At 66.1% G+C, this 26,242-nt stretch carries 22 protein-coding genes; 6 read left to right on the top strand and 16 right to left on the bottom strand.

Annotated features, from left to right (window positions below; all coding sequences use genetic code 11):
* Positions 1 to 7 precede the first annotated feature (7 nt).
* The 3 genes from BMY12_RS17265 to BMY12_RS17255 all read right to left on the bottom strand — a co-directional run bounded on the left by BMY12_RS17265 (position 8) and on the right by BMY12_RS17255 (position 1,828).
* Positions 8 to 526 carry a CC0125/CC1285 family lipoprotein gene (locus tag BMY12_RS17265; RefSeq protein WP_093289000.1) on the bottom strand — a complete coding sequence of 173 codons (519 nt, stop codon included), beginning with the start codon at positions 524 to 526 and terminating at the stop codon, positions 8 to 10.
* Positions 523 to 927 carry a DUF6491 family protein gene (locus BMY12_RS17260; protein ID WP_093288999.1) on the bottom strand — a complete coding sequence of 135 codons (405 nt, stop codon included), beginning with the start codon at positions 925 to 927 and terminating at the stop codon, positions 523 to 525. Before BMY12_RS17260 ends, BMY12_RS17265 begins: the two co-directional genes overlap by 4 nt.
* Before the next feature lie 112 nt (positions 928 to 1,039).
* On the bottom strand, positions 1,040 to 1,828 hold the full coding sequence (locus BMY12_RS17255) for a DUF3014 domain-containing protein (protein ID WP_143068993.1): 789 nt from the start codon (positions 1,826 to 1,828) through the stop codon (positions 1,040 to 1,042).
* A gap of 147 nt (positions 1,829 to 1,975) precedes the next feature.
* Here BMY12_RS17255 and BMY12_RS17250 point away from each other — a divergent pair, with 147 nt between their 5' ends.
* Positions 1,976 to 3,346, top strand: coding sequence for a cytochrome P450 (locus tag BMY12_RS17250; protein ID WP_093288995.1), 1,371 nt, complete (start codon positions 1,976 to 1,978; stop codon positions 3,344 to 3,346).
* Positions 3,347 to 3,408: 62 nt separating this feature from the next.
* Here the strand turns inward: BMY12_RS17250 and ssb are convergent, their stop codons facing one another.
* Both ssb and BMY12_RS17240 read right to left on the bottom strand, forming a co-directional pair.
* Positions 3,409 to 3,885, bottom strand: coding sequence for a single-stranded DNA-binding protein (ssb, locus tag BMY12_RS17245; protein WP_093289103.1), 477 nt, complete (start codon positions 3,883 to 3,885; stop codon positions 3,409 to 3,411).
* 96 nt (positions 3,886 to 3,981) lie between these two features.
* A complete protein-coding gene (locus tag BMY12_RS17240) occupies positions 3,982 to 5,166 on the bottom strand; it encodes an MFS transporter (RefSeq protein WP_093288994.1) in 1,185 nt (394 codons plus the stop codon).
* Positions 5,167 to 5,317: 151 nt separating this feature from the next.
* Between BMY12_RS17240 and uvrA the strand changes: the two genes are divergently transcribed.
* The 3 genes from uvrA (at position 5,318) to BMY12_RS17225 (ending at position 9,449) form a co-directional block, all read left to right on the top strand.
* Positions 5,318 to 8,140 (top strand): excinuclease ABC subunit UvrA, encoded by a 2,823-nt coding sequence (gene uvrA / locus BMY12_RS17235; protein WP_093288992.1) that lies wholly within the window; start codon positions 5,318 to 5,320, stop codon positions 8,138 to 8,140.
* Positions 8,141 to 8,214: 74 nt separating this feature from the next.
* Positions 8,215 to 8,460 carry a hypothetical protein gene (locus BMY12_RS17230; protein WP_143068992.1) on the top strand — a complete coding sequence of 82 codons (246 nt, stop codon included), beginning with the start codon at positions 8,215 to 8,217 and terminating at the stop codon, positions 8,458 to 8,460.
* Positions 8,457 to 9,449 (top strand): hypothetical protein, encoded by a 993-nt coding sequence (locus BMY12_RS17225; protein ID WP_093288989.1) that lies wholly within the window; start codon positions 8,457 to 8,459, stop codon positions 9,447 to 9,449. The genes BMY12_RS17230 and BMY12_RS17225 overlap by 4 nt, the downstream gene beginning before the upstream one ends.
* A 6-nt stretch (positions 9,450 to 9,455) precedes the next feature.
* Here BMY12_RS17225 and BMY12_RS17220 read toward each other — a convergent pair whose 3' ends face one another.
* The 5 genes from BMY12_RS17220 to BMY12_RS17200 form a co-directional block, all read right to left on the bottom strand.
* Complete coding sequence (locus tag BMY12_RS17220; RefSeq protein WP_093288988.1) at positions 9,456 to 10,460, bottom strand: hydrolase; 1,005 nt, start codon at positions 10,458 to 10,460, stop codon at positions 9,456 to 9,458.
* Between the two features lie 47 nt (positions 10,461 to 10,507).
* Positions 10,508 to 10,840: a high-potential iron-sulfur protein gene (locus BMY12_RS17215; protein ID WP_093288986.1), complete on the bottom strand. Its 333-nt coding sequence runs from the start codon at positions 10,838 to 10,840 to the stop codon at positions 10,508 to 10,510.
* Between the two features lie 120 nt (positions 10,841 to 10,960).
* Positions 10,961 to 12,598: an Aq_1262 family (lipo)protein gene (locus BMY12_RS17210; protein WP_093288985.1), complete on the bottom strand. Its 1,638-nt coding sequence runs from the start codon at positions 12,596 to 12,598 to the stop codon at positions 10,961 to 10,963.
* A 9-nt stretch (positions 12,599 to 12,607) separates the two neighbouring features.
* On the bottom strand, positions 12,608 to 13,837 hold the full coding sequence (locus BMY12_RS17205) for an alkaline phosphatase family protein (RefSeq protein WP_093288983.1): 1,230 nt from the start codon (positions 13,835 to 13,837) through the stop codon (positions 12,608 to 12,610).
* Between the two features lie 23 nt (positions 13,838 to 13,860).
* Positions 13,861 to 15,255, bottom strand: coding sequence for an alkaline phosphatase family protein (locus BMY12_RS17200; protein WP_093288982.1), 1,395 nt, complete (start codon positions 15,253 to 15,255; stop codon positions 13,861 to 13,863).
* Between the two features lie 222 nt (positions 15,256 to 15,477).
* Between BMY12_RS17200 and BMY12_RS17195 the strand changes: the two genes are divergently transcribed.
* The gene (locus tag BMY12_RS17195; protein WP_093288980.1) at positions 15,478 to 15,954 is read left to right on the top strand and encodes a low molecular weight protein-tyrosine-phosphatase; all 477 of its coding nucleotides are present in this window, start codon (positions 15,478 to 15,480) and stop codon (positions 15,952 to 15,954) included.
* On the opposite strand, the gene BMY12_RS20390 is transcribed toward BMY12_RS17195, so the two are convergent.
* From BMY12_RS20390 to prpB, 6 genes are all read right to left on the bottom strand, one after another.
* Positions 15,935 to 16,102, bottom strand: a complete 168-nt coding sequence (locus BMY12_RS20390; protein ID WP_177189051.1) for a hypothetical protein — start codon at positions 16,100 to 16,102, stop codon at positions 15,935 to 15,937. The genes BMY12_RS17195 and BMY12_RS20390 overlap by 20 nt on opposite strands.
* Positions 16,103 to 16,190: 88 nt before the next feature.
* Complete coding sequence (locus tag BMY12_RS17190; protein WP_093288979.1) at positions 16,191 to 18,422, bottom strand: NADP-dependent isocitrate dehydrogenase; 2,232 nt, start codon at positions 18,420 to 18,422, stop codon at positions 16,191 to 16,193.
* Positions 18,423 to 18,490: 68 nt separating this feature from the next.
* Positions 18,491 to 19,678 (bottom strand): 2-methylaconitate cis-trans isomerase PrpF, encoded by a 1,188-nt coding sequence (gene prpF / locus BMY12_RS17185; protein ID WP_093289101.1) that lies wholly within the window; start codon positions 19,676 to 19,678, stop codon positions 18,491 to 18,493.
* 84 nt (positions 19,679 to 19,762) lie between these two features.
* Positions 19,763 to 22,390: a Fe/S-dependent 2-methylisocitrate dehydratase AcnD gene (acnD, locus tag BMY12_RS17180; RefSeq protein WP_093288977.1), complete on the bottom strand. Its 2,628-nt coding sequence runs from the start codon at positions 22,388 to 22,390 to the stop codon at positions 19,763 to 19,765.
* Positions 22,391 to 22,527: 137 nt separating this feature from the next.
* Complete coding sequence (prpC, locus tag BMY12_RS17175; RefSeq protein ID WP_093288975.1) at positions 22,528 to 23,688, bottom strand: bifunctional 2-methylcitrate synthase/citrate synthase; 1,161 nt, start codon at positions 23,686 to 23,688, stop codon at positions 22,528 to 22,530.
* Positions 23,689 to 23,801: 113 nt separating this feature from the next.
* Complete coding sequence (prpB, locus tag BMY12_RS17170) at positions 23,802 to 24,692, bottom strand: methylisocitrate lyase (protein ID WP_093288974.1); 891 nt, start codon at positions 24,690 to 24,692, stop codon at positions 23,802 to 23,804.
* A 131-nt stretch (positions 24,693 to 24,823) separates the two neighbouring features.
* Here prpB and BMY12_RS17165 point away from each other — a divergent pair, with 131 nt between their 5' ends.
* Positions 24,824 to 26,107 carry a citrate synthase gene (locus BMY12_RS17165; RefSeq protein ID WP_093289100.1) on the top strand — a complete coding sequence of 428 codons (1,284 nt, stop codon included), beginning with the start codon at positions 24,824 to 24,826 and terminating at the stop codon, positions 26,105 to 26,107.
* Positions 26,108 to 26,242: the final 135 nt, after the last annotated feature.

Below are 26,242 nucleotides of genomic sequence, written 5' to 3'. Positions count from 1 at the left end.
GCCCTGCTTACGGTGCCGCAGCGGCTGCCGGCGGACGCTGGATCTGCGCTTCGAGATTGGCCTTCACCTCGCGCGCATCGAAAGCCTGCGGATTGTTGTCCGGCTTCTTGCCCTTGAACACCAGAATGTCGGCGCTGGCCGTGTATTGCAGCTGCTGGCCGCCGCCGGTGCTGGTACCCACGCCCATGCCCACGCCACCGTGTCCGCCGAAGCTGAAGCCGCCGAAACCGAAGCTCAGCGTGGGCGCATTGCTGCCGCTGCTCTGCGTACCGCCGCCGGCGATGATGAAATAGTCGCTGCCGCTGCGCAGGGTCAGCTCGGCGGCCTGATAGAGCATGTAGTTCTCGACGGTCTGGCGCGGGGTGGCCGAGCTGCCGGCGAAGCTGACCCGGTAGCGATTGCTCTCGATCAGCTGCGCCGAATATCCGTAGCCATCATGCAGCGGCTGATAAGGCGTGACGGCGGCGCAGGCACTGAGCAGCGCGCTCAGCAGCAGGCCGGCGGCGGGCGCGAAGCGCTTCCTCATTTGCTTTCCTTCTTCACGCGCTTGAGTTCATCGATGGCCTTGATCGGGCATTGATCGGTGAAGCCGATGGCGCGCACCACGATCTTGTCCAGGGTGGTGACCTCCTGGCCGGTGCTGGTGAAGCCGATCTGATCGGCACCGCGCAGCGCCGTGCACGGCGTCAGGGTGGTGATCAGATAGTCCCGCGAGGGCCCGGCCGTGAACACCAGATGGGTGTCATCGACAAAGTTCCAGCCGTCGATGCGGTAGTTCTGGATGCGCTGCACGCTGCCGTCCTGGCGATACCCCTGCTGCGCCAGCTTCTTCTCCAGGCCATCGTCGGCGGCGGGCGCGTGCGTGGCACAGGCATGGAGCAGAAGCACACTGCCGCTCAAGGCGATGCCGGCGAATATCCTGCTCATGGGCGCTCCGGAAGGAATCTGCACGAAATCATCGCATCGCCCCGCGCGGGCCACCAGTGCTCGCAGCAGCGCCGCGCCCCGCGCAGATGAACTGCACATGAACCATGCGCCGCTATTGCTGCTGGCCGCGCCTGATGATCTCGGCGCGGATGGCGCGCAGCTTCGCCATCACGATCGCCGCGTAGTCCGGCCCCATGCGCAGCAAGGTCTTCTGGCCCCAGGACAAGGCCTCCAGGTTCGGATCGGCAAACTCGTAGAGCACCTTGGGCCGCACCAGCTCGATCGGACCTTCGACGACCGGCGTGGCGAGCAGGTGATCGATGATGCCCACCAGCCGCGTGTTGAAGGAGCGGCCGCGATAGCCCAGCTGCTGATAGGCGGCCTGGCACAAGGGGTAATGCCGGAAATAGACATCCACCATCCGCGCCGGCTCGGCGGCCTGCAACAGCGCGACATAGGGCTGATAGCGACGGACGTTGTCCGGGCTCCACCACAGGCCCGCTTCGCTGCGCCCCACCAGCGGCAGGCCCGGCACATTGCGCAGCGGACGATCACGCAGCTGCACCGCCTCACCGTCGAGGCTGTCGACCGTGACCACGAAATGGCGCACCAGCTCCTGGGGCAGGAGCAGGGGCAAGAGCCGCTGCTGGCCGAACAAGGCCATGACGGCGGCGAGTACGCGGCTGTCGCTGTCGTTGAGCGCCGGCAGCGGCGGCGCGTCGGCTGGCGGCGGCGGCACCGGATAGTCCGGCTGTGGCCGGGGCTGCGCGGGCTCGGCCGGCGGCGGCGCCACCCGCGCCAGCTCGCGGTTCTCCTGCATCTTGAGATGGTGGAAATAAAGGATGCCGCCGGTGGCCGCCGCCAGCGTCAGCACGAATGTCGCCCAGATCCGGATCTTCATCTTCACTTCCTTGCCCAAGGACCAGTCTTACGCGAGCGCCATGCCAGTCCGGCTTCGCAATCAGGTTCCTGCCTCCTCCGACCGGAGGAGTTGGGGGTTAAGTTCCTCTGCTACAAGAGGGCCTGACTCATTTATTGGACAGCCGCCGTGAACATCGCCGCCGATTCCCTGCCCTTGCGTCCGACGCCGAAAGTCCGTGGCCTGCCCTGGTTGGGCAGCGTGCTGGCCATGGCGCGCGATCCCGCGCAGTTCTTTGTGAACTGCTACCGCCAGTACGGGCCGGTGTGCCGCCTGAACGTGCTGGGCAATCCTTATGTGCTGATCGCCGGTGTGGAAGCGGCGAATTTTCTCGGCACCCGTGAAGGCAAGGAATGCCTGCGTTCCAAGGAATTCTGGGAAGGCCTGGTGGCCGAATACGGCGCCACGCGCACGCTCACCGGTGTCGACGGCGAAGCCCACAAGCAGCTTCGCGACATCATGCGCAACGGCTATTCCAAGGAATCCATCAAGGGCCGCTACCAGGAGCTGCTCGCGATCACCGACCGCTGCTTCACGCGCGACTGGCCAGTGGGCCAGCTGGTGCCGGTGGTGGAAGGCATGCAATACATGGTGGTGGACCAGCTCGGCACCATTCTCACCGGTGCTGCACCGCTTGAGTACGTGAAGGACATACGCACCACCATCCTGCACATCCTCAATGTGCTGGTCACCCGCCAGCGTCCGAAGATTCTGCTCAAGCGCCCGAAATACAAAAAGGCCAAGGCGCGGGTCTTCGAACTCGGCTACCAGATGATCGAGCAGGCCAAGCGCCGCTACGGCAAAGTGCCCGAGGCGGAACGCAATCTGATCGATGACATCTACGCCGCGCACAAGGAAACGCCGGAGGTGATGCCGGCCAGCGATCTGATCGTCTCGCTCACCGGTCCCTATGTCGCCGGCCTGGACACCGTGGCCAACACCACTGCCGCCATCGTCTACACCGTGCTCAAGCACCCCGAGGTGAAGGCGCGTGTGCTCAAGGAAGTCGATGAGCTGTTCGCCGGCGGCGACAACATCGACGAAACCGCGCTGATGAAGCGCATTCCTTCACTGCAGGGCGCGATCATGGAGACCATGCGCCTGTATCCGATCGCGGTGGCGCAGATGCGTTGCGCGACCAAGGACTTCGTCTTCGAAGGCCATCAGATCAAGGCCGGCGAGATGATTTACATCGGCACCTCGGTGCCGCATTTCATGTCGGAATATTTCCCCGAGCCCATGAAGTTCGACATCGACCGCTACGCAAAGCCGCGCGCCGAACACATGGCGCCGGGCGCCTATTCGCCTTATGGCCGCGGTCCGCACACCTGCCTGGGCAAGAGCCTGGCGGAAGTGCAGATCGCGCTGTCGATGGCGCGCGTGTTCTACAAGCTGGATCTGGCGCTGGAGCCGGAGAACTACACGCTCAAGACCAAGACTGCGCCCACGCCCGGCCCGGCCATGGACTTCAAGGTGCGGGTGAAGGGTTACCGGCACTGAAGTTTCATAAAAAACCGCGCGCAGCCAGAAGCTGCGCGCGGTTTTTTTGTGCCTGCCGTTGTTCAGAACGGAATATCGTCGTCCTCGAACGGCGCGTCGGCCGCCGGTGCCGGCGCGGCGCTGCGCGCCGGGGCACTGCTGCGCGAGGGAGATGGCGCCGAGTAACTGCCGCGCTCCTCGCCCATGCTCGCCGAGCCGCCGCCCGGCTTGCCATCGAGCATCTGCATGTCCTGCACGCGGATCTCGGTGACGTAACGCTTCTGGCCGTCCTTGTCGTAGGAACGGGTGCGCAGGGAGCCCTCGACGTAGACCTTGGAGCCCTTCTTCAGATACTTGCCGGCGATCTCGCCGAGCTTGCCGGGGAACACCACGTTATGCCACTCGGTGGCTTCCTTCTGCTCGCCGCTCTGCTTGTCCTTCCAGGTTTCCGTGGTGGCAATGGTGGCATTGGCCACCGCATCGCCGCTGGGAAAGTAGCGGACCTCCGGGTCCTTGCCGAGATTGCCGATCAGAATGACTTTATTGACGCCGCGAGCCATGGTGCCTCCCATTTCGAGTGTTCCGGCACGCCTACCGCGCCGGCAGAGCGCGCATTAGACCATAAAGCCAGACCGCACCGCCCTGGGGCAGTGCGTTCAGTGGCCGGAGCTGGACTGCAGATGCCGCAGCGAGGGCGGCGGCTGCAGGGTCACCGCGAAGGTGAACCAGATCAGCGGCAGGCAGGCGGCCACCGCGAAGGTGCCGCCCACGCCCCAGTGACCGCTGGCGAAACCGCCCAGGGTGCCGCCGATGAAGCCGCCCAGGAACTGGCTGCTGGCGTAGACGCCCAGGGCCGCGCCCTTGTGCTCGGGCGGCGCGCGCCGCGAGATCAGCGAGGGCAGCGTGCCTTCCAGATAATTGAAGCCGGCGAAGAACAGGAACAGGGCCAGCCACAGACCGATGGCATTGCCATGCAGCTCCGAGGCGGTGAGCAGGGCCAGTGCCAGCAGCCCGATGGCGCCGAGGAAGGCGCGCTTGACCGCGCCGCGCGCCTCGATGCGCCGGATCAGCGGAAACACCGGCAGCAGCGACAGCAGCAGCACCGGCAGATAGACCTGCCAGTGCTGGGCGCTGGGCAGATGCAGGGTGTCCACCAGGGCCTGCGGCGCGGCGATGAACAGCATGGTCATGGTCGCATGCAGCATGAACACGCCGCCGTCCAGGCGCAGCAGCTGGCCGTCGAGCAGGGTTTTCATCAGGCCTTCGCGCTGGGTCTTCATCACCGGCACGTCGGGCACCAGGAACAGCACCGCCGGCACCGCCAGCAGGGCCAGCACGCCGGTGAGATCGAAGATGCCATCGACATTGATCAGGCCGCTGACGATGGGCCCGAGAATCAGCGCGATGACGAAGGCCAGGCCCATGCCGGCGCCCATCACCGCCATCGCCTGCGTGCGCACCTGGGGACGCGTCACGTCCGAGAGCAGGGCCGAGACCGCCCCGGAGATGGCGCCGGCGCCCTGCACCGCGCGCCCGAGCAGAATCCAGTGGATTTCCTCGGCGTGTCCGGCGATGAAGCTGCCTGCGGAAAAAATCACCAGGCCCAGCACGATCACCGGCTTGCGGCCGATGCGATCCGACCACATACCCAGGGGGATTTGCAGACAGGCTTGTACCAAACCGTACAAACCGATCGCCAGGCCCACCTGCATCGGCGTGGCGGCCTGCGGCAGGTGTTCGGCATACAGGGCGAACACCGGCAAAATCATGAACATGCCCAGCATGCGCAAGGCCTGCAGTAGCGACAAGGCTGCGGTCGCCCGCCATTCAAGAGCGTTCATGTCAGCAATTTTACCGGTTGGGATGCGTATCGATGGGAACCGCGGCGCAAAACGCTTGCCAGTCACGAGTCATGGACCGGGTGAAATCCATCCTGCAGCGCAGGCCCGCGTCCGCATATAGTACTCCGCTGCCCTCAACCCTTGCTTTGGCATGGACACGATCCGCATCCGCGGCGCCCGCACGCACAATCTCAAGAACATCTCCCTGGACCTGCCGCGTGACAAGCTGACGGTGATCACCGGCCTGTCCGGCTCCGGCAAATCCTCCCTGGCCTTCGACACGCTCTATGCCGAGGGCCAGCGCCGCTATGTGGAGTCGCTGTCCGCCTACGCGCGCCAGTTCCTCGGGCAGATGGACAAACCCGACGTGGACGCCATCGAAGGTCTGTCGCCGGCGATTTCCATCGAGCAGAAATCCACCAGCCACAACCCGCGCTCCACGGTCGGCACCGTCACCGAAATCTACGACTACCTGCGCCTGCTCTACGCCCGCGTCGGCACCGCGCGCTGCCCGGACCACGATGTCGCGCTGGAGGCACAGTCGGTGTCGCAGATGGTGGACCAGGTGCTGGCCCTGCCCGCCGACTCCGCCTGGCTGCTGCTGGCGCCGGTGGTGCGCGGCCGCAAGGGCGAGCATCTGGAATGGTTCGAGCAGGCGCGCGCGCAGGGCTTCGTGCGCGTGCGCGTGGACGGCAAGGTCTACGAACTGGACGAGATTCCCACGCTCAACCGCAAGCTCAAGCACGACGTGGAAATCGTGGTGGACCGCTTCAAGGTGCGCGCCGATCTGCAGCAGCGCCTGGCCGAATCCTTCGAAACCGCGCTGCGCCTCTCCGAGGGCCTGGCCTATGTGGTGCCGCACAGCGGCAGCGCCGCGCCGCTGAGCTTCTCCTCGAAGATGAGCTGCCCGCACTGCGGCTACTCGCTGCCGGAACTGGAACCGCGCCTGTTCTCCTTCAACGCCCCGCACGGCGCCTGCGCCAGCTGCGATGGCCTGGGCCAGCTGCAGGTCTTCGATGCCGAGCGCGTGGTCGCCAATCCCGAGCTGTCGATGGCCGACGGCGCGATCCGCTCCTGGGACAAGCGCAATCCCTATTACTGGCACTTCATCAAGTCGCTGGCCGCGCATTACCGCTTCGATCCGGAAAAGCCCTTCGCCAAGCTCAGCGAGAAGGTGCGCAACGTGTTGCTCTACGGCAGCGGCGAGGAGAAGCTGGCCTTCCAGTATCCCGACGAGCGCGGCCGCTTGCAGACGCGCACGCACAAGTTCGAAGGCATCATCCCGAACCTGGAGCGCCGCTATCGCGAAACCGAATCCGACGCGGTGCGCGAGGAGCTGGCCAAGTACCTCAGCAACAAGCCCTGCCCCGACTGCGGCGGCGAGCGCCTCAACCGCAGTGCGCGCCATGTGTTCGTGGCCGAGCGCAATCTGCCCTCCATCACCAATCTCTCGGTGCGCGAGGCCGAACAGCACTTCGCCAGGCTCAAGCTGCCCGGCCACAAGCAGGCCATCGCCGACAAGATCATCAAGGAGATCGGCGCGCGCCTCGGGTTTCTCAACAACGTGGGCCTGGACTACCTGACGCTGGCGCGCTCGGCGGAAACCCTGTCCGGCGGCGAGGCGCAACGCATCCGTCTGGCCTCGCAGATCGGCGCCGGCCTGGTGGGCGTGATGTATGTGCTGGACGAGCCCAGCATCGGCCTGCACCAGCGCGACAACGAGCGCCTGCTCAAGACCCTGTTCCGCCTGCGCGATCTGGGCAATACCGTGATCGTGGTCGAGCACGATGAAGACGCGATCCGCCACGCCGATCATGTCGTGGACATCGGCCCCGGTGCCGGCGTGCATGGCGGCGAAGTGGTGGCCGAGGGCACGCCCAAGCAGGTGGAGAAGAACAAGAACTCCATCACCGGCCGTTATCTCTCCGGCAGCGCACGCATCGAAGTGCCCGATCTGCGCACGCCGCGCCAGCCCGGCAAGCATCTCACCATCCGGGGCGCACGCGGCAACAATCTGAAGAACGTCAGCGCGGAAATTCCGCTGGGCCTGATCACCTGCGTCACCGGCGTCTCGGGCTCCGGCAAGTCCACGCTGATCAACGACACGCTCTACGGCTATGCCGCGCGCACGCTCAATGCCGCCTCCACGCAGTATGCGAGCTGCGACGGCATCGACGGCCTGGATCAGCTGGACAAGGTGATCGACATCGATCAGTCGCCCATCGGCCGCACGCCGCGCAGCAATCCGGCCACCTACACGCAGCTGTTCACGCCGATCCGCGAGCTGTTCGCCGGCGTGCCGGAGTCGCGCGCACGCGGCTACGAGGCCGGGCGCTTCAGCTTCAACGTCAAGGGCGGACGCTGCGAAACCTGCGAGGGCGACGGCGTGATCAAGGTGGAGATGCACTTCCTGCCCGACGTCTACGTCACCTGCGATACCTGCAAGGGCCGCCGCTACAACCGCGAGACGCTGGAGATCCGCTACAAGGGCAAGGGCATCGACGAGGTGCTGGGCATGACCGTGGAAGAAGCCCTGGCCTTCTTCAAGCCGGTGCCGGCGATTGCCCGCAAGCTGGAAACGCTGATGGATGTAGGCCTGTCCTACATCACGCTCGGCCAGAACGCGACCACGCTCTCCGGCGGCGAGGCGCAGCGCGTGAAGCTGGCCAAGGAATTGTCCAAGCGCGATACCGGCCAGACCCTGTACATCCTCGATGAACCCACCACCGGCCTGCACTTCCACGACGTGGCGCAGCTGCTGCGCGTGCTGGAGCGTCTGCGCGATCACGGCAACACCGTGGTGATCATCGAACACAATCTCGACGTGATCAAACGCGCCGACTGGATTCTCGACCTCGGCCCCGAAGGCGGGGCCGGCGGCGGCGAGATCATCGCGCAGGGCACGCCCGAGGACATCTGCAAGGTGGCGCGCTCGCACACGGCGCGCTTCCTGAAGCCTCTGCTGCGAAGCTGAGCGCCGGAGCCTGGGACAAAGCAGCTCGGGCCTTGTCTCAGCAATCAACCATCACGCGGCACGGGGAGCGGCACTTGAAAACGGGGATAGCGGCGGGTTTGACGGCGGTGCTGCGGGGCCACCGGGTGGAAGACGATCCCAAGGTCGGCGACGGCGCGTTCAGCAGCGCCGGCTTCTTCGGCTTCCATCCCTGGATCAGCGCCGGCCGCAGCAGCTATGGCCTGATCGCCGGTCACGACCGCAGCGCCAATACCTATGCCGCGTCCGTGTATGGCGGGCGTCTGAGCCGCAAGGCGTACGCCACGGGCCTCAGCCCGTGAGCCGCGCCCATGCCGCCACCTGGCTGACGCTGCTGTGCCTGCTGCTGACGCAGGGCGCAGGCGCGCAAACCCAGTCGACACGCATCGCCGCCGCGCGCAACGCCGCCCTGAACCAGAAGGCCTGCCAGAAGATTCAGCCGTTCTGGTGGGAAGTCGGCGACGGCACGGGACTGATCGTCGGCGAAGGCTCGCCGCAGTCCGAAACGACGTATGCGCGCAGCACAGGCCTGCTGATCGCCTCGGCCAGCAAATGGTGGTTCGGCGCCTATGTCGCCGAACTGCATGGCGGTGTGCTCACCGCCGCCGATCTGCAGGCCACGCGCATGCTCAGCGGTTACCGCAACGAGTCCTACACCTCCTGCACCCGGAGCAATGCCGCCACACAGGCGGCGCTGACGGTCGGGCAATGCTTCCAGGCCGGGATCAATGATCGGCAGACCCCGGGAAGCATCGGCTACTTTTACTACGACGCCGGTCATCTGCAGAAATACGCGGCGCTCGATCTGGGCCTGGGCAGCGCCAACAGCGCGCAGCTGGGCACGGAACTCAATGCCAGACTCGGCAGCGAGCTCGGCACCGCTTTCGACAGTCCGCAGCCGGGCGGTGGCGGCCTGAGCGATGCAGCGCATTACGCGGTGTTTCTGCAGAAGCTGCTGCGCGGCACACTCAAACTCAGCAGTCTGCTGGGCAGCAACTCGGTGTGCGCCTGGGAGGACCACAGCACGCCGGTGCCCGCGAAGAAGAGCTGCACGGCGCAGTACACGCCGGTGCCGACCAGCATGCACTGGCGTTACTCGATCGCCCACTGGGTGGAAGACGATGGCAGCTACAGCAGCCCCGGCGCCTTCGGCTTCTATCCCTGGATCGATGCCAGCCGCCAGTTCTACGGTCTGCTGGTGCGCGAGGATCACAGCCTCAGCGCTTACGTGGATTCGGCCGCCTGCGGGCGCCTGATCCGCCAGGCCTATCTGAATCCGCCTGCGCCCTGAGCACCCTCAGGCCGGCAGCGCCTGCTCCAGCCACTGCGCGATGCGCCGCTCCAGCCAGTAATCCAGGCCGCCGTTGCGGGCACGCGCCACGAAGCCGACATGGCCGCCGCGCTGCGTCAGCTCCAGCGTCACGGCCGGCGCCAGCGCTTCGGCGCGCGGCAGCAGACCGCGCACCATGAAGGGATCATCGCGGGCATTGATGATCAGGGTCGGGGTTTCGATGCGCTTGAGATACGGCCCGCACTGGCAGCGCGCGTAGTAATCGCGGGCATCGGCAAAGCCGTGCAGCGGCGCGGTGTAGGCATCATCGAACGCGAAGAAATCCTGCGCGCGCAGCGCCGCTGCCACGTCCACACCGGCCGGCAGCTGCACGCTGGCGTGCTTGCGCCGCACCAGCTCGTGCAGACCTTTCATGATGTGCCGCTGGTACACGCGCGCGAAACCGGTGCCGAGCTTTTCCGCGCAGGGCTGCAGCAGAAACGGCGCGCAGGACGCCACCGCCACATCCACCGGCGAGCGCGCGCCCTCCTCGCCCAGCGCCTTGAGCAGCACGTTGGCACCCAGCGACCAGCCCACCGCCGCGATGCGCCGCTGCGGCGCGCGCGCCTGCAGCTGCTGCCAGAGAAAGCGCAGATCGCCGGTGTCGCCATGGTGATAAGTGTGGGCGCTGCGATTGGGCAGCTCGCCGCCGCCGCGCAGTTCCAGCATCGCCACGCGCCAGTCCTGCGCCACCAGCAGCAGCGCCAGGCCACGCAGATACTTGGAGTCGAAGCCGCCGGTGAGGCCATGCACCAGCACCGCGACGCGTGAGGCCTCCGGCGCGCCGCACCAGCCGAGGCGCACGAAGTCGCCGTCGGGCAGCTCCAGGGTCTCGATGGAAAAATCCAGCGCCGGCAGCGGTCGCAGCAGGCTGGGAATCAGGGTCTGCGCATGCGGCCCGCGCAGCCAGGGATGGGGACGGAACTCGGATTCAATGATGCGGCCGTGCGCCGCATGGGGCATCTCGCTCATGGCCGCATGATAGCGGCCATGAGCGAGCGCAAGCGAAGCGAAAGCTTTTAGGCCTTCTTCGCGTAGGCGCGGCACCAGCCCTTGGCGTTGACCAGCTTGCCGCCGAAGGCGCCGCAGGGCGCGTAGCCGCCAGCGGCCTGGGCTGCAGCGTAGAGCATGCAGTTGGCGCAGGCGGAGCCGGCCTTGAACATGGTTTCCTTCTTGGCGTCGATCTTGCCGGCGTCTTCGGTGTAACCCAGACCGACGGCGGCGGGATCGCTGACCGCGACCTTGTCCGCGGCCTGCGCGGCCGGGCTCAGCAAGAGGCCGCCGCTGGCAGCGGTGGCGAACACGGCCGTAGCCGTTTTCAGAAATTGACGACGATCGCAACGATGGCTCATGACCCGTCTCCTGAGGCCCCCGAGGGCGCAGAACGTGGTGGATGGAAAAAGGCCAGCGCAAAGGCTGGCAGCGCCTATGATGCTATCGATATGTCGAAATGGCCATGATCCCGGTCATGGTCATGGCGACCGCGCATCGCCGCTGTCCCATTCCAGCCACAGGCGCGCATCGCGAAAGACACGATCGTCAGCCTCGCGCAGTCCGGTGCGGGATTCCTTGATCTGGCGCAGCAGATACGCCGGCGGCTGCAGCGGCGCCTCGCGTCCCAGCGCAAAGGACTGTTCGCGCACCAGCGTCCGATACGCCTTGTCCAGGGCCAGCGCACGTTCGCGGCTGGGCAGCAGCAGCGTGCGAATATCCTGATCGCCACCCACCGCGATGCGGCGCAGCGCGGCCGTATCCAGCGCGCCATTCGGAAAATAGCGCCTCAGCAGCTCGGCATTGTTGCGGTACTCGTCGCCCGCGCCGGCGCGCCGCAGATACAGCGCGTACTCCGGCGTGCGGCTGCCGGCCTGCGGACGATCCTGCAGCCCGGCCAGCGACTGATAGCCCCAGCCCGCCGCGCCCGGCGGCTTGCGCGGCAGCGCGAAGCTGGCGTCCACGGTGATGCCGATGCCGCTGTGGCAGCCCATGCAGCTCATCTGTTCCTCGCGCGTCTGCAGGCGCAGGCGGCCGTCGGCCTGCTCGATATAGGCCTGCAGCTGCCAGCCGCGTTCGCTGAAGATGCCGCTGAAGGCATCGCCGCCGAAGTAGGGCCAGCCGCCGGCCGTCTGCTCGCGAGCCTCCTGCGCATCACGCAGCTGCGTGTGCGCCGCGTCCAGCGCAAAAATCTTGCGCGCGTAACGCAGCTCCTTGAAGCGCGTGGCGCGCATGTCGGCCGCATCGGGGTCCAGGTAACGCAGGCTGTGCAGAAACTCCGTGCCCACCGGATAGCGATAGCGCTCCAAGACCACGTCGCCAGCCGCACCCGCGTAATGCGGCGGCAGGCGCTGGATGCGCTGCGTGAAATCCAGACGGCCATCGCCGTCCAGATCGAAACCCAGCAGGCGCTCGTCCACGGCTTCCACCGCGCGCTGCAGCTGCGCCGCCTCGCGCGTGTCCGGCACCGCCACCGCCGCTTCCAGCAGCGCCAGATTCAGGGCATACACGGCGCGCGATTCCTGCTGCTGCGCATCGCGGCGAAACGCGGGCGGCAGGCGGATCAACACATCATCGCTGCTGCCATTGGCGGGCCAGAAACTGCCGGGAAAGGGCTGGTAGCGAAACGCGCGCCAGCCACTGCCATCGCGCGCCCAGCCCTGCGCATCGAAGCCTTGCGACCAGTCCAGATCGGGAATCCAGCGCGGCCGCTGCGCCGCCGGCAGCTGCAGCAAGGCCTCGCGCAAACCCACGCTGTTGTCCTGCCGCACATAGCGCAGGATCTCGGCGTCGCGGATCTGCGCGATGGGCGCGCGGCGATCCACGAACAGATTGCGCCAGTGATTCTCGCGGCCCAGGGCATTGAAGGCGTAATCGGCCTGCAGCTGCCAGTCGTCGATGCCATTGGCGCGCGTGGCGCCGCTGTGGCAGACCCAGCAGGGATTGGCGCGGCCCTGGGTGTCGGTGTAGCACTGCGGCGGAATGTGCGCGAGCACATTGCCGATGCGGCCGCGCGCCTTCTCGGCGCGCGCCGCCGCAGTGGGATCGTAAGCCGCGGGCCGGAAAGCAGCGAGCAGCGCCGCTGCCACCGGCAGGAGCAGCAGCCAGCGCCGGCGCATGCGCGCGCCTCAGCCGGCCGGACGCGCCGGCAACTTCGGCGTCCGCGCGGTGTAGACATCCGCGCCAAAACCGCAGGGCTGCTGGCCGTCATCGCAGCTGGATACCGCGTTGGCGACATCGCCGTCCTTGGCGTGCCCCAGATACGCCAGACCAAAAATCTCTTCCACACTGCGCAGCAGCGAGTAATGGTTGTAGCGACGCGTGGAGACCGAGCCGGCCTTGATGAAGGGCGAGATCAGCACCGCACCCACGCGCCCACCGCCGGGCCCGACGATGCCGGGCTGCAGCAGGAGCTGATAGGCCGTGCCGCTTTCGCCGCAGCAGGCCTCGGCATCCGCCGGATTGCTGACCTGATTCGAAGACTCATCGTAGGTGATGATCAGCAGCCCGTCTTTCTGGAACGCAGGCGAGGCCAGAATCTTCGGCACCCACTCACTCAGGAAACGATCGATGCCGGTGAGTCCGCCGACGCTGCCGTCGGCGCAGTTGGCATCGTGACCATCGCTGCAGAGATTGGGCGTGATGAAGCTGAAAGCCGGCGTGCGGTCTACGGATTTCAGATCCTGCGCGAAGGCATCGGCCAGATTCACCACATGCTCATCGCAGTAAGCCTGATCATCGATCACGCTGCGAAAGTACATGAAGGGGTTGTGGCGCATGGCGTACTGATCCGTGGCGGTGGCCGCCTGCGTGTGATCCTGCTCGCCCACCGCGGCATGCCCGCAGCGGCGCGGACCATAGGGCCGCGCGCTGCTGGCGGCCAGCGCCGGATCGTAGCGGGACGGATCATTGCCCATGTCTTCCTGATAGGCCTTCCAGGAAAGGCCGGCGGCGCGCAGCTGATCCGCCAGATTGGGCACGGTGACCGGATACAGGCAGGAACTGCCGCGAATCTGCCCATCGCTGTCGATGCCCAGATTGAAGCTGTACGTGAACACCGGACAGTCCGCCTGCGTCTGCGCATTGGCACCCTGGCCGCTGATCAGCGAAACGTAATTGCCCAGACTGGCGTGGCTGGTGGCGTAGTAGTTTTCCAGCAGCAGACCCTGCGCCGGCAGGGTCTTGCCCAGATACGGCGCAGCGGTGTCGGAGCCGAAGCTCAAGTCGTAGCTCTTGTTTTCGAGCACGATCAGGAACACATGACCGATGCTTTCCGCCTGCGGCTGCGTGCTGTTGCCACAGGCCGCCAGCAGCACCATCGCCAACAGCGCCGTCAGGCGCCAGACCCAAGACTTCATCGCAAGGCCCCGAATGTTTCGATTCACGTTGCGACAGGGCCGTGGCCGGCGTCAAGCGCCAGCTGCACCAGGCTCTGCCATTCCGCGCGATGTTCGCGATGCCGACGCTCCACCTCGGCCAGACGCGCGGCATCCAGGCGCTTGGCTGCCTGCGAGAGCTGCGCCGCACAGGCCGTGCCGTAGGAAGGATCATCGGGCACGTCGAAAACCGGCGCATCGAGGCGGGGCGCGGATTCCAGATCCAGCACCTGCGCAAAGTTCATCGAGCTGGCGCCACGTGCGCCCAGCGGCGCAAAGCCGAAACGCCAGGCGATCAGATTGAGGATGGAATTCGGGTCCAGCTGTCGCGACTCGATGTAGCCGCGCCGCGCGCGCGGACCGATGGCGAAGCAGGGCACGCGAAAGCCCAGCCGGCCATCGTTGCCGGTGGCCTTGAACTCCTCGTAGCCCACCGGCGCGATCGGCGGCGGCACGTGATCGAAGAAACCGCCCCACTCATCGTAGTTGATGATCAACAGCGTCTTGCTCCACTGCGGGCTGGTGCGCAGGGCCTCGTAGATGGAATTCAGGAACACCTGGCCGGCGCGGATGTCGGCCAGCGGATGATCGTCATTGGAGGTGCCTTTCTCTTCATTGAGCATGGCCGGATCGACGAAGGCCACGTCCGGCAGATTGCCGCTGGCAGCATCGCTCATGAAGCGCGACAGCGGCAGGATGTTGGCCGCGCCGGGATTGTGGCCGGCGAGCAGCACCGAGACGAAGGCATAGCCCGCCGCGTCGCTGTGATAGTAGCGGCCCTCGGCGTTCACGCTCTTGAGCGCATCCCAGACCGTGGGCTGCTTGAACAGCGCCTCGGTGTTCTCCAGGCGATCGGTCTGCCCGGCGTGCATGTACAGACGGTTCGGATACGTGGGCCCCATCAGACCGGTGTGGTAGCGGTCGCAGACCGTCCAGTGCTCCACCAGACCCTTGTAGAAGGGCAGATCGTCGGCCGTGTAGTAACCGATGGGGAACAGATCGCCCGCCGGCTGCGTGAGCAGAAAGCCGTCGCACTGACCGTTGTTGAAATGCCGGCGGCCGGCTTCGTAGCTGTGATCCGGATCGGCCAGCGCACAGTTCTGGTAGTCCTGCAGATGATGGCTGCGCTGCGTCTGTCCTTCGCTGTCCTGGTAGCCGAGATTCGCCTGCCGGCCGTTGGCGCCCGGCACCCAGCCCAGGTAATGATCGAAGGAGCGGTTCTCCATCATCACCACCACGATGTGATCGATGCCCGAATCCGCCGGCAGCGGCAGCGACTTGATGCTGACCGTGCCCGGCGCCTCGCTGCTGCCACAGGCCGACAAACCCGCCGTCGCCGCGAGTCCCGCGAGCAACTGCCGACGCCTGCGATCCACGCCGGCTTCGTCCGACTGATTCATGGTTTCATATCCCCGAAAGTGAAGCGCGGAGCTTATGAAGCCTGGGTTGCAGGTCTTTGACAGAGGCCGGCTGGCGTGGCTGCCCAGGCATGGCGCAGAGCCGTGCTGCACACCCTTATGAAGTGAGGGCTTCGTCAGGAATTCCCTTTCCTCCGACGGGCCGGGAGAAGGCGTCAATTCACGCGATAATCCGCAGCGCACGATCCGACACGGAAGCCACGCATGCCGCCACACACCGCCATCCTCTTCGTCTGCCTCGGCAACATCTGCCGCTCACCGCTGGCCGAGGCTGCGTTCCGCGCGCATCTGCAGGCGGCGAGTCTGGCGCTGGAAGTGGATTCCGCCGGCACCGGCGACTGGCACATCGGCAAGCCGCCCGATCATCGCGCGCAGGCCGTGGCCCTGCGTCACGGCGTGGACATCAGCGGCTATCGCGCACGTCAGGTGCAGCGCGCGGACTTCGCGCGCTACAGCCACATCGTCGCCATGGACCACAGCAATCTCGCCGCGCTGCAGGCACTGAAACCCGAAGGCGCGCGTGCCGAGCTGAGCCTGCTGCTGGATCATCTCGACGCGCGTCGCGGCGAGGCGGTGGCCGATCCTTACTTCGGCGACGCCCGCGGCTTTGAGATCACCTGGCAGGACGTGTGGGCCGGCACCGCCGCGCTGCTGCAGCGACTCACCCAGGTCTCGGCTTGAGGTCCGGCAAGCAGCGCCGAGCAAAGCGGCAGGGCGGCTGCTGATGCCGGGCTTGGTCGAAGGTGATGATCGGCAGGCCGTCCTGCTGGAAGGCCGGTGTGCTGGCCAGGCTCTGCAGATCGGCCTGCCGGCTGTCTTCCAGATTCACCGCAGGCTCGTCGCAGATGGGGAGCGTGCAAAACAAAAAGCCCGGGGCCTGGCGGCCCCGGGCTGCTTTTATCAGCGCGCCGCGCTTCTCAAATCGAAGCCAGCGCCGCGTTGAGCACCTGGCTCGGGCGCATCACCGCATTGAGCTTGGCGCTGTCCGGCAGGTAGTAGCCGCCGATGTCCACGGCCTTGCCCTGCACCGCAGTCAGCTCGTCGACGATGGCCTTCTCCTGCTCGGCCAGGGTCTTGGCCAGCGGCGCAAAGCGCTGCTTGAGCTCGGCGTCCTCGTCCTGCTCGGCCAGGGCCTGCGCCCAGTACAGGGCCAGGTAGAAGGAGCTGCCGCGGTTGTCGAGCTTGCCGGTGCTGCGCGACGGGTTCTTGTCGTTGTCGAGCAGCTTGCCGGTGGCGGCGTCCAGCGTCTTGGCCAGCAGCGTGGCCTTGGCATTGCCGGTCTTGAGGCCGAGGTCTTCCAGGCTCACGGCCAGGGCCAGGTATTCACCCAGCGAATCCCAGCGCAGATGGTTTTCCTCCACCAGCTGCTGCACGTGCTTGGGCGCCGAACCGCCGGCGCCGGTTTCGTACATGCCGCCACCGGCCATCAACGGCACGATGGACAGCATCTTGGCGCTGGTGCCCAGCTCCATGATCGGGAACAGGTCGGTGAGGTAGTCGCGCAGGATGTTGCCGGTGACGCTGATGGTGTCCTGCCCGCGGATCACGCGCTCCAGCGTGTAACGCATGGCGCGCACCTGCGACATGATCTCGATCTTCAGGCCCTTGATGTCGTAGTCCTGCACGTACTTCACGACCTTCTGGATCAGCTCGTGCTCATGCGGGCGATAGGGATCGAGCCAGAACACCGCCGGCATGCCGGACTGGCGGGCACGCGTCACGGCGAGCTTGACCCAGTCGCGGATCGCGGCGTCCTTGACCTGGCACATGCGCCAGATGTCGCCTTCTTCCACGTTCTGCGAGAGCAGCACCTCGCCGGTTTCCAGATCGGTGATGTTGGCCACGCCGTCTTCGGGGATCTCGAAGGTCTTGTCGTGCGAGCCGTATTCCTCGGCCTGCTGGGCCATCAGGCCCACGTTCGGCACCGTGCCCATGGTCTTGGGATCGAAGGCGCCGTGGGTTTTGCAGAAGTTGATCATCTCCTGATAGATGCGCGCGAAGGTGGACTCCGGCATCACCGCCTTCACGTCCTTGAGGCGGCCATCGGCGCCGTACATCTTGCCGCCGGCGCGGATCATGGCCGGCATCGAGGCGTCCACGATCACATCATTGGGCGAATGGAAGTTGGTGATGCCCTTGGCGGAATCCACCATCGCCAGTTCCGGACGGTGCTCGTGGCAGGCGTGCAGATCGCGCTTGATCTCGTCCTGCTGCGAGTCCGGCAGCGTGGCGATCTTGTTGTACAGATCCACCATGCCGTTGTTGACGTTGACGCCCAGCTGCTTGAACAGCGCGCCGTGCTTCTCGAAGGCGTCCTTGTAGAAAATCTTCACGCAGTGGCCGAAGACGATGGGATGGCTCACCTTCATCATGGTGGCCTTCACATGCAGCGAGAACATCACGCCGGTCTTGCGCGCGTCTTCGATCTGCTGCTCATAGAAGGCCAGCAGCGCCTTCTTGCTCATGAACATCGAATCGATCACTTCCAGCGCCTGCAGCGCGACCTTCGGCTTGAGGACGATGTTCTTGCCGCTCTTGGTGATCAGCTCCATCTTCACGTTGCGCGCCTTGTCCAGCGTCAGCGACTTCTCACCGTGATAGAAGTCGCCGTGGTGCATGTGCGAGACGTGGGTGCGCGAGGCCGGGCTCCACTCCGCCATGCTGTGCGGATGCTTGCGCGCGTAGTCCTTCACCGCCTTGGGCGCGCGGCGGTCGGAATTGCCTTCGCGCAGCACCGGGTTCACTGCCGAGCCCGTGCACTTGGAGTAGCGGACCTTGAGCGCCTTTTCCTCGTCGCTCTGCGGGTTCTCCGGGTAGTCCGGCAGCTTGTAGCCCTTGCCCTGCAGCTCCTTGATCGCGGCCTTGAGCTGGGCCACCGAGGCGCTGATGTTGGGCAGCTTGATGATGTTGGCCTCGGGCTGCAGGGTCAGCTTGCCCAGCGCGGCGAGGTTGTCCGGGATGCGCTGCTGCTCGGTCAGGAACTCGGGGAACTCGCCCAGGATGCGTGCGGCCAGGGAGATGTCGCTGGTCTCGATCTTGATGCCGGCCGGCGCGGTGAAGGCCTGCACGATGGGCAGCAGCGAGTAGGTGGCCAGCAGCGGGGCTTCGTCGGTCAGGGTGTAGGTGATCGTGGGCGTTTTTGTGCTCATATCGGTTTTATGGACGTCGGGTGTGTTGGGGGGCGACGGAAACGCAATCCTCGATTCGGATGTTACGCCTAGAAGGCGTCACCCGGCACGTGCACAAACCCGCTCATCAGCACCCGCGCCGAGCGGCTCATGATCGCCTTCTTCACCACCCACTGGCCCTTCTCCTGGGCTGCCGCCGCGCCCACCCGCAGGGTGCCGGAGGGGTGGCCGAAACGCACCGCCTCGCGCGCGCCGCCGCCGGCCGCCAGGTTCACCAGAGTGCCCGGAATCGCCGCCGCCGTGCCGATGGCCACCGCCGCCGTGCCCATCATGGCGTGGTGCAGCTTGCCCATGGACAGGGCGCGCACGTTCAGGTCGATCTCGCCGGCCTTGATCTGCTTGCCGCTGGAAGAAACGTAATCCGCCGGTGGCGCCACGAAGGCGACCTTGGGCGTGTGCTGGCGCTTGGCGGCTTCGGCGATGTCCTTGATCAGGCCCATGCGCAGGGCACCGTAGGCGCGGATGGTCTCAAAGAACGCCAGAGCCTCGGGCTTGGTGTTGATGGCCTCGCGCAGCTCGGTGCCGGTGTAGCCGATCTCGGCGGCGTTGACGAACACCGTGGGGATGCCGGCGTTGATCATGGTGGCCTTCAGGGTGCCGATGCCGGGCACTTCCAGATCGTCCACCAGATTGCCGGTGGGGAACATGGAGCCGCCCTCGTCGCCGTCTTCGGCCGGGTCGAGGAACTCGATCACCACCTCGGCGGCCGGGAAGGTCACGCCGTCGAGTTCGAAGTCGCCGGTTTCCTGCACCGCACCATTGGTAATGGGCACATGGGCGATGATGGTTTTCTGGATCTGCGTCTGCCAGATGCGCACCACGCAGACGCCGTTCTGCGGGACGCGCGCCGGGTCCACCAGGCCGTTGTTGATGGCGAAGGAGCCGACAGCAGCGGTGAGATTGCCGCAGTTGCCGGACCAGTCCACGAAGGCCTTGTCGATGGAGACCTGGCCGAAACGGTAATCCACATCGTGATCGGGCTTCTCGCTCCTGGACAGGATCACGGTCTTGGAGGTGGACGAGGTGGCGCCGCCCATGCCGTCGATCTGCGCGCCGTAAGGATCCGGCGAGCCGATCACGCGCAGCAGCAGCTTGTCGCGCGCCTCACCCGGCACGCGGCAACGCTCGGGCAGATCATCGAGCTTGAAGAACACACCTTTGCTGGTGCCGCCGCGCATGTAGGTGGCGGGGATTTTGACTTGGGCTACGTGGGCCATGGTTTTCAGCTCCAAAAAAACAAGGGGCGGCACGTTGCCGTACCGCCCCGAAGAGTGACGTCGATAATGCGAATCCGCGCGGCCTTACGCCGCCTTGTTGGACTCGAGGAAGTCCTGTGCGAAGCGCTGCAGCACGCCGCCGGCCTGGTAGACCGACACCTCTTCGGCGGTGTCGAGGCGGCAGGTGACGGGGATTTCCACCTTGCTGCCGTCCTTGCGGTTCACCACCACCTTCAGATTGGCGCGCGGCGTGAGTTCGCCGAGCACGTCGAAGGTTTCGGTGCCGTCGATGCCATAGGTCTTGCGCGTTTCGCCCGCCTTGAACTCCAGGGGCAGCACGCCCATGCCGATCAGATTGGTGCGGTGGATGCGCTCGAAGCCTTCGGCGACGATGGCTTCCACGCCGGCGAGGCGCACGCCCTTGGCGGCCCAGTCACGCGAGCTGCCCTGGCCGTAGTCGGCGCCGGCGATGATGATCAGCGGCTGGCCACGATCCATGTAGGTCTCGATGGCTTCCCACATGCGCACGGTCTTGCCTTCCGGCTCGATGCGCGCCAGCGAACCCTTCTTCACCTTGCCTTCGGCATCCACGCACATCTCGTTGAGCAGGGTGGGATTGGCGAAGGTGGCGCGCTGCGCGGTGAGATGGTCGCCGCGATGCGTGGCATAGGAGTTGTAGTCCTCTTCCGGCAGACCCATCTTGTGCAGGTACTCGCCCGCCGCGCTGTTGCCGAGAATGGCATTGGACGGCGAGAGATGGTCGGTGGTGATGTTGTCGCCCAGCACCGCCAGCGGGCGCATGGCCTTGAGCGTGCGCGGACGCGCGGCGAGCGCGCCCTGGCCTTCCGTGTCCCAGTACGGCGGACGGCGGATGTAAGTGCTCTGCGGACGCCAGTTGTACAGCGGGCTCACCTTCTGCGTGTTCGCGGCGAAGGTGAACATCGGGTCGTAGACCTTGCGGAACATCTCCGGCTTCACGCTCTTGGCGATGATCGCGTCGATCTCCTCGTCCTTCGGCCAGATGTCCTTGAGCGTGACCGGCTTGCCATCCTGGTCCAGGCCCAGCACGTCCTTCTCGATGTCGAAGCGCACGGTGCCGGCGATCGCGTAGGCGATGACCAGCGGCGGGCTGGCCAGGAAGGCCTGCTTGGCATACGGATGGATGCGGCCGTCGAAGTTGCGGTTGCCGGAGAGCACGGCGGTCGCATACAGATCGCGGTCGATGATCTCCTGCTGGATCTTGGGGTCCAGCGCGCCGGACATGCCGTTGCAGGTGGTGCAGGCGAAGGCGACGATGTCGAAGCCCAGCTTCTGCAGGTCCGGCAGCAGGCCGGCTTCTTCCAGATACAGCTGCACGGTCTTGGAGCCGGGCGCCAGCGAGGTCTTCACCCAGGGCTTGCGCACCAGCCCCTTGGCCACGGCATTGCGCGCCAGCACACCGGCGGCAATCACGTTGCGCGGATTGGAGGTGTTGGTGCAGGAGGTGATGGCGGCGATGATCACCGCGCCATCGGGCATCAGGCCCTTGGCTTCTTCCGCACGCGCCTGCTCCAGATTGCCGGCGATGCCGCGCTCGGCCAGTGCCGAGGTCGGCAGACGCTTGTGCGGGTTGGAGGGGCCGGCCATGTTGCGCACCACGCTGGACAGGTCGAACTTGAGCGTGCGCTCGTACTCGGCGGTGTTCAGCGCATCGGCCCACAGGCCGGTGTGCCTGGCATAGGTTTCCACCAGCTTCACCTGCTCATCGCTGCGGCCGGTGAGCTTGAGATAGTCGATGGTGTTCTGGTCGATGAAGAACATCGCCGCCGTGGCGCCGTACTCCGGCGCCATGTTGGAGATGGTGGCGCGGTCGCCCAGGGTCAGGCTGGCAGCGCCTTCGCCACGGAATTCCAGATACGCGCCCACCACCTTTTCCTTGCGCAGGAATTCGGTCAGCGCCAGCACCACGTCGGTGGCGGTGATGCCCGGCTGCGGCTTGCCGGAGAGTTCCACACCGACGATGTCGGGCAGACGCATCCAGGAGGCGCGGCCCAGCATCACGTTCTCGGCTTCCAGGCCGCCGACGCCGATGGCGATCACGCCCAGGGCATCGACATGCGGGGTGTGCGAGTCGGTGCCCACGCAGGTGTCGGGGAAGGCCACGCCGTCCTGCGTGTAGATCACCGGGCTCATCCGCTCCAGATTGATCTGGTGCATGATGCCGTTGCCCGGCGGAATCACGTCCACGTTCTTGAACGCGAGCTTGGTCCAGTTGATGAAGTGGAAACGGTCGTCATTGCGACGGTCTTCCACCGCACGGTTCTTGGCGAAGGCGTCCTTCTCGAAACCGCCGTACTCCACGGCCAGCGAGTGATCGACGATCAGCTGCACCGGCACCACCGGATTCACCGCCGCCGGATCGCCGCCTTCCTTGGCGATGGCATCGCGCAGACCGGCAAGGTCCACCAGCGCGGTCTGGCCGAGGATGTCGTGGCAGACCACGCGCGCGGGGAACCAGGGGAAGTCCAGCTCGCGCTTGCGGAATACCAGCTGCGCGAGATAGTCATTGATCTTGGCGCTATCGGCCTTGCGCACGATGTTCTCGGCATGCACGCGGGCGGTGTACGGCAGCTGGTCCCAGGCGCCGGGCTGGATGGCCTCGACGGCGGCGCGGGCATCAAAGTAGTCGAGCTGGGTGCCCGGAAGGTTCTTGCGGAAGGCGGTGTTGGTCATGTCGGTTTACCGGGGTGCTGGCGGGTTCCCTCCATTCCCAGCGGCTCTCCCACAAGGAGAGAGCTGCTGTTGAACCCTCTCCCCTTGCGGGAGAGGGTGGCGCGTAGCGCCGGGAGAGGGGCTGCTTGCGCGACTGCTTACTTGCGATCCTTGATCGGCACGAACTTCTGGTCTTCGGGACCCACATAGTTCGCGGACGGACGGATGATCTTGCCGTCGATGCGCTGCTCGATGATGTGCGCGCTCCAGCCGCTGGTGCGGGCGATGACGAACAGCGGCGTGAACATGTCGGTGGGCACGCCCATCATGTGGTAGCTCACCGCGCTGAACCAGTCGAGGTTCGGGAACATCTTCTTGATTTCCCACATCACCGATTCCAGACGCTCGGCGATGTTGTACATCTTCATGTTGCTCTGCTCGGCCGAGAGATCATGCGCCACCTGCTTGATCACCTTGTTGCGCGGATCGGCGACGGTGTACACGGGGTGACCGAAGCCGATCACCACCTCCTTCTTCTCGACGCGGGCGCGGATGTCGGCCTCGGCCTCATCCGGATTGTCGTAGCGCTTCTGGATTTCGAAGGCCACTTCGTTGGCGCCGCCGTGCTTGGGGCCGCGCAGCGCGCCGATGCCGCCGCAGATCGCCGAGTACATGTCCGAACCCGTGCCCGCGACCACGCGCGAGGTGAAGGTGGAGGCGTTGAACTCGTGCTCTGCGTAGAGGATCAGCGAGGTGTGCATGGCGCGCACCCAGGAGTCACGCGGCTTTTCGCCGTGCAGCAGATGCAGGAAGTGACCGCCGATGGAGTCGTCGTCCGTCTCCACCTCGATGCACTTGCCGTTGTAGGCGAAGTGATACCAGTACAGCAGCATGGAACCCAGGCAGGCCATCAGCTTGTCGGCGATGTCGCGCGCGCCCGGATGGTTGTGGTCGTCCTTCTCCGGCTTCACGCAGCCGAGCACGGAGACGCCGGTGCGCATCACGTCCATCGGGTGCGCGGAAGGCGGCAGCTGTTCCAGCGCGCTCTTCACCGCGGCGGGCAGGCCGCGCAGCGACTTGAGCTTGGTCTTGTAGGCGGTCAGTTCGGCCACCGTGGGCAGCTTGCCGTGCACCAGCAGATGCGCGATCTCTTCGAATTCGCAGCTGGTGGCGACATCGAGGATGTCATAGCCACGGTAGTGCAGATCGTTGCCGCTGCGGCCGACGGTGCACAGCGCGGTGTTGCCGGCGGCGGTGCCGGACAGGGCCACGGACTTCTTGGGCTTGAAGCCGGTGGCGGCGGGCGTTGCTTCGCTCATCGTTGACTCTCCGTTTGCTTTTGTCATTCCCGTGGCAGCGGGAATCCAGGTTTCATTTCACTGCTGTTCAAATCTGCGCAAGATCCCCGCCTGCGCGGGGATGATGCTTCGCATCACTTCTTCTTGGCCGCGAACAGCGCGTCGAGCTTGTTCTCGAACGCGTGATAGCCGATGCGGTCGTACAGCTCGGCGCGCGTCTGCATCATCTCGAGCACGTCTTTCTGATGGCCGTTCTGGCGGATCGAAGTGTAGACGGCTTCGGCGGCCTTGTTGGCGGCGCGGAAAGCCGAGAGCGGATAGAGCTGGATGCCCACGCCCACGGACGCCAGTTCCTCGCGCGTGAACAGCGGCGTGGCACCGAACTCGGTGATGTTGGCCAGCACCGGCACCTTCACCGCTTCGACAAACTTCCTGTAGGTGGGCAGGTCGTAGGCGGCTTCGGCGAAGATCGCATCGGCACCCGCTTCCACGCAGGCGATGCTTCGCTCGATGGCGGCCTCCACACCTTCGGCCTGGATGGCGTCGGTGCGGGCGATGATGAAGAAGTTGTCATCGGTGCGCGCGCCGGCGGCGGCCTTGACGCGGTCCACCATCTCGCCCTGGCTGACGATCTCCTTGCCGGGACGATGACCGCAGCGCTTGGCGCCCACCTGGTCTTCGATATGGCAGGCGGCGGCGCCGGCCTTGATCAGGCTCTTGATGGTGCGCTCGATGTTGAAGGCCGAGGGACCGAAGCCGGTATCGATGTCCACCAGCAGCGGCAGATCGCAGACATCGGTGATGCGGCGCGTGTCGGTGAGCACATCATCCATGGTGTTGATGCCCAGGTCCGGCAGACCCAGGCTGCCAGCCGCGACACCGCCGCCGGAGAGATAAATGGCCTTGAAACCGGCGCGCTGGGCCAGCAGGGCGTGATTGGCGTTGATGGCGCCGATGACCTGCAGGGGTTTTTCGGCGGCCAGCGCGGCGCGGAAACGGGCGCCGGCGGATGTTGCAGTGCTCATGAAAGCTCCTCGAAGCATTTCTCAGCTGTTTTGGGGGCGGCCCGGATCACACTCTGCCGCCATCGCGGGCGCATACTCTGGCACCGCGACACCTATTGATCAATCTTGATTGTGTCAGTCAATATATGGGCATGAGCACCCCTGCCGACGACGGCGCCCTCAGCAGCGAATACCTCAGCGCCCGCGAGGCCGCCGCCCGTCTGGGCGTGAGCGTGGCCACGCTTTACGCCTACGTCAGCCGTGGCCATGTGCATTCGCGCGCCGGCGAAGAACCGCGCAGCCGTCTGTATCTGGCGCAGGACATCGAGCGGCTCATCGAACGCCGCGGCGCCGGGCGCAGCGCCGCGCAGGGCGCCGCGCACAGCCTGGCCTGGGGCCTGCCGGTGCTGGAGACGCGCATCTGCCTGATCCGTCCGGAAGGTCATTACTACCGGGGCCGCGCCGTGGCGGAGCTGGTGGCCAGCGGCCAGAGCCTGGAAGACGTGGCGCGTCTGCTCTGGGACTGCGGCGAGCACGATCCCTTCGCGCTGCCGGCGCCCGAAGCCTGGCCACAGGCGGTCCGCGCGCTGCTGGCGCAGCGCGAGCTGCCGGCCCTGGACCGCACCGCCGCCGCCCTGCCCCTGCTGGCCTTCAGCTCGCTGCGCGATCTGTCCACCGATCCGGCGCGTCGCCGCGAAAGCGCCGCCGCCCTGCTGCGGCAGACCACCGCGCTGCTGGCCGGCTGCGCGCCGGAAGCGCGGCCCGCGCATCAGGTGCTGGCCGACAGCTGGCGTCCCGGCGATGCCAGCCTCGCCGAGCTGCTGCGCTGCGCGCTGCTGCTCTGTGCCGATCATGAACTCAATGCCTCGGCCTTTGCCTCGCGCGTGGTTGCCTCCACGGGCGCCAGCCTGCATGCGGCGGTGGCCGCCGGCCTGGCCGCACTATCCGGCCCCGAGCACGGCGGCGCCACCGCCCGCGCCTACGCCTTCCTGCACGAGGCGCGCAGCGCCGCCTCCGCGCAGCGTCATGTGTTGACGCGCCTGCAGCGCGGCGAGAGCCTGCCGGCCTTTGGTCATCCCCTGTATCCGCAAGGCGATCCGCGTGCCGCGCTGTTGCTGCGCAAGCTCGGCGAAGCGCGGCCGCGCGCCGCTGGCTATGCGCGGGTGATGGCGCTCATCGAAGCCGCGCAACAAGCCAGCGGCAAGGCACCGAGCACCGATCTGGCGCTGGCCGCGCTGGCCGAGGTGTACGAACTGGGCCCGCAAGCCGCGCTGATTCTCTTCGCCGCCGGCCGCGTCGCCGGCTGGCTCGCGCATGCACTGGAGCAGCAGGCCGCCGGCGGCCTGATCCGCCCGCGCGCCAGTTACGTGGGATTGCCGCCCGAAGAAACCCGCCCCGAACCCTCAGCCAAGCGCCGCAACGCACGCAAGCTCTGAAGTCCGCGCAAGCCAGACCATCACACGCGATTGCTGTTTTGGTTGCCCCTGCCGTCCCGCCGCCGAATCCAGCCCCGTGATCGTCGCGAGCAAGGCGCTGCGGTTGCGGCTGCAGTGAAGCGGCGCCGAGCGCGG

Source organism: Solimonas aquatica (genome assembly GCF_900111015.1).
Taxonomy (GTDB): Bacteria; Pseudomonadota; Gammaproteobacteria; order Nevskiales; family Nevskiaceae; genus Solimonas; species Solimonas aquatica.
The sequence above is the reverse complement of the archived record's forward strand: the minus strand, read 5'-3'. Positions and strand labels throughout refer to the sequence as shown.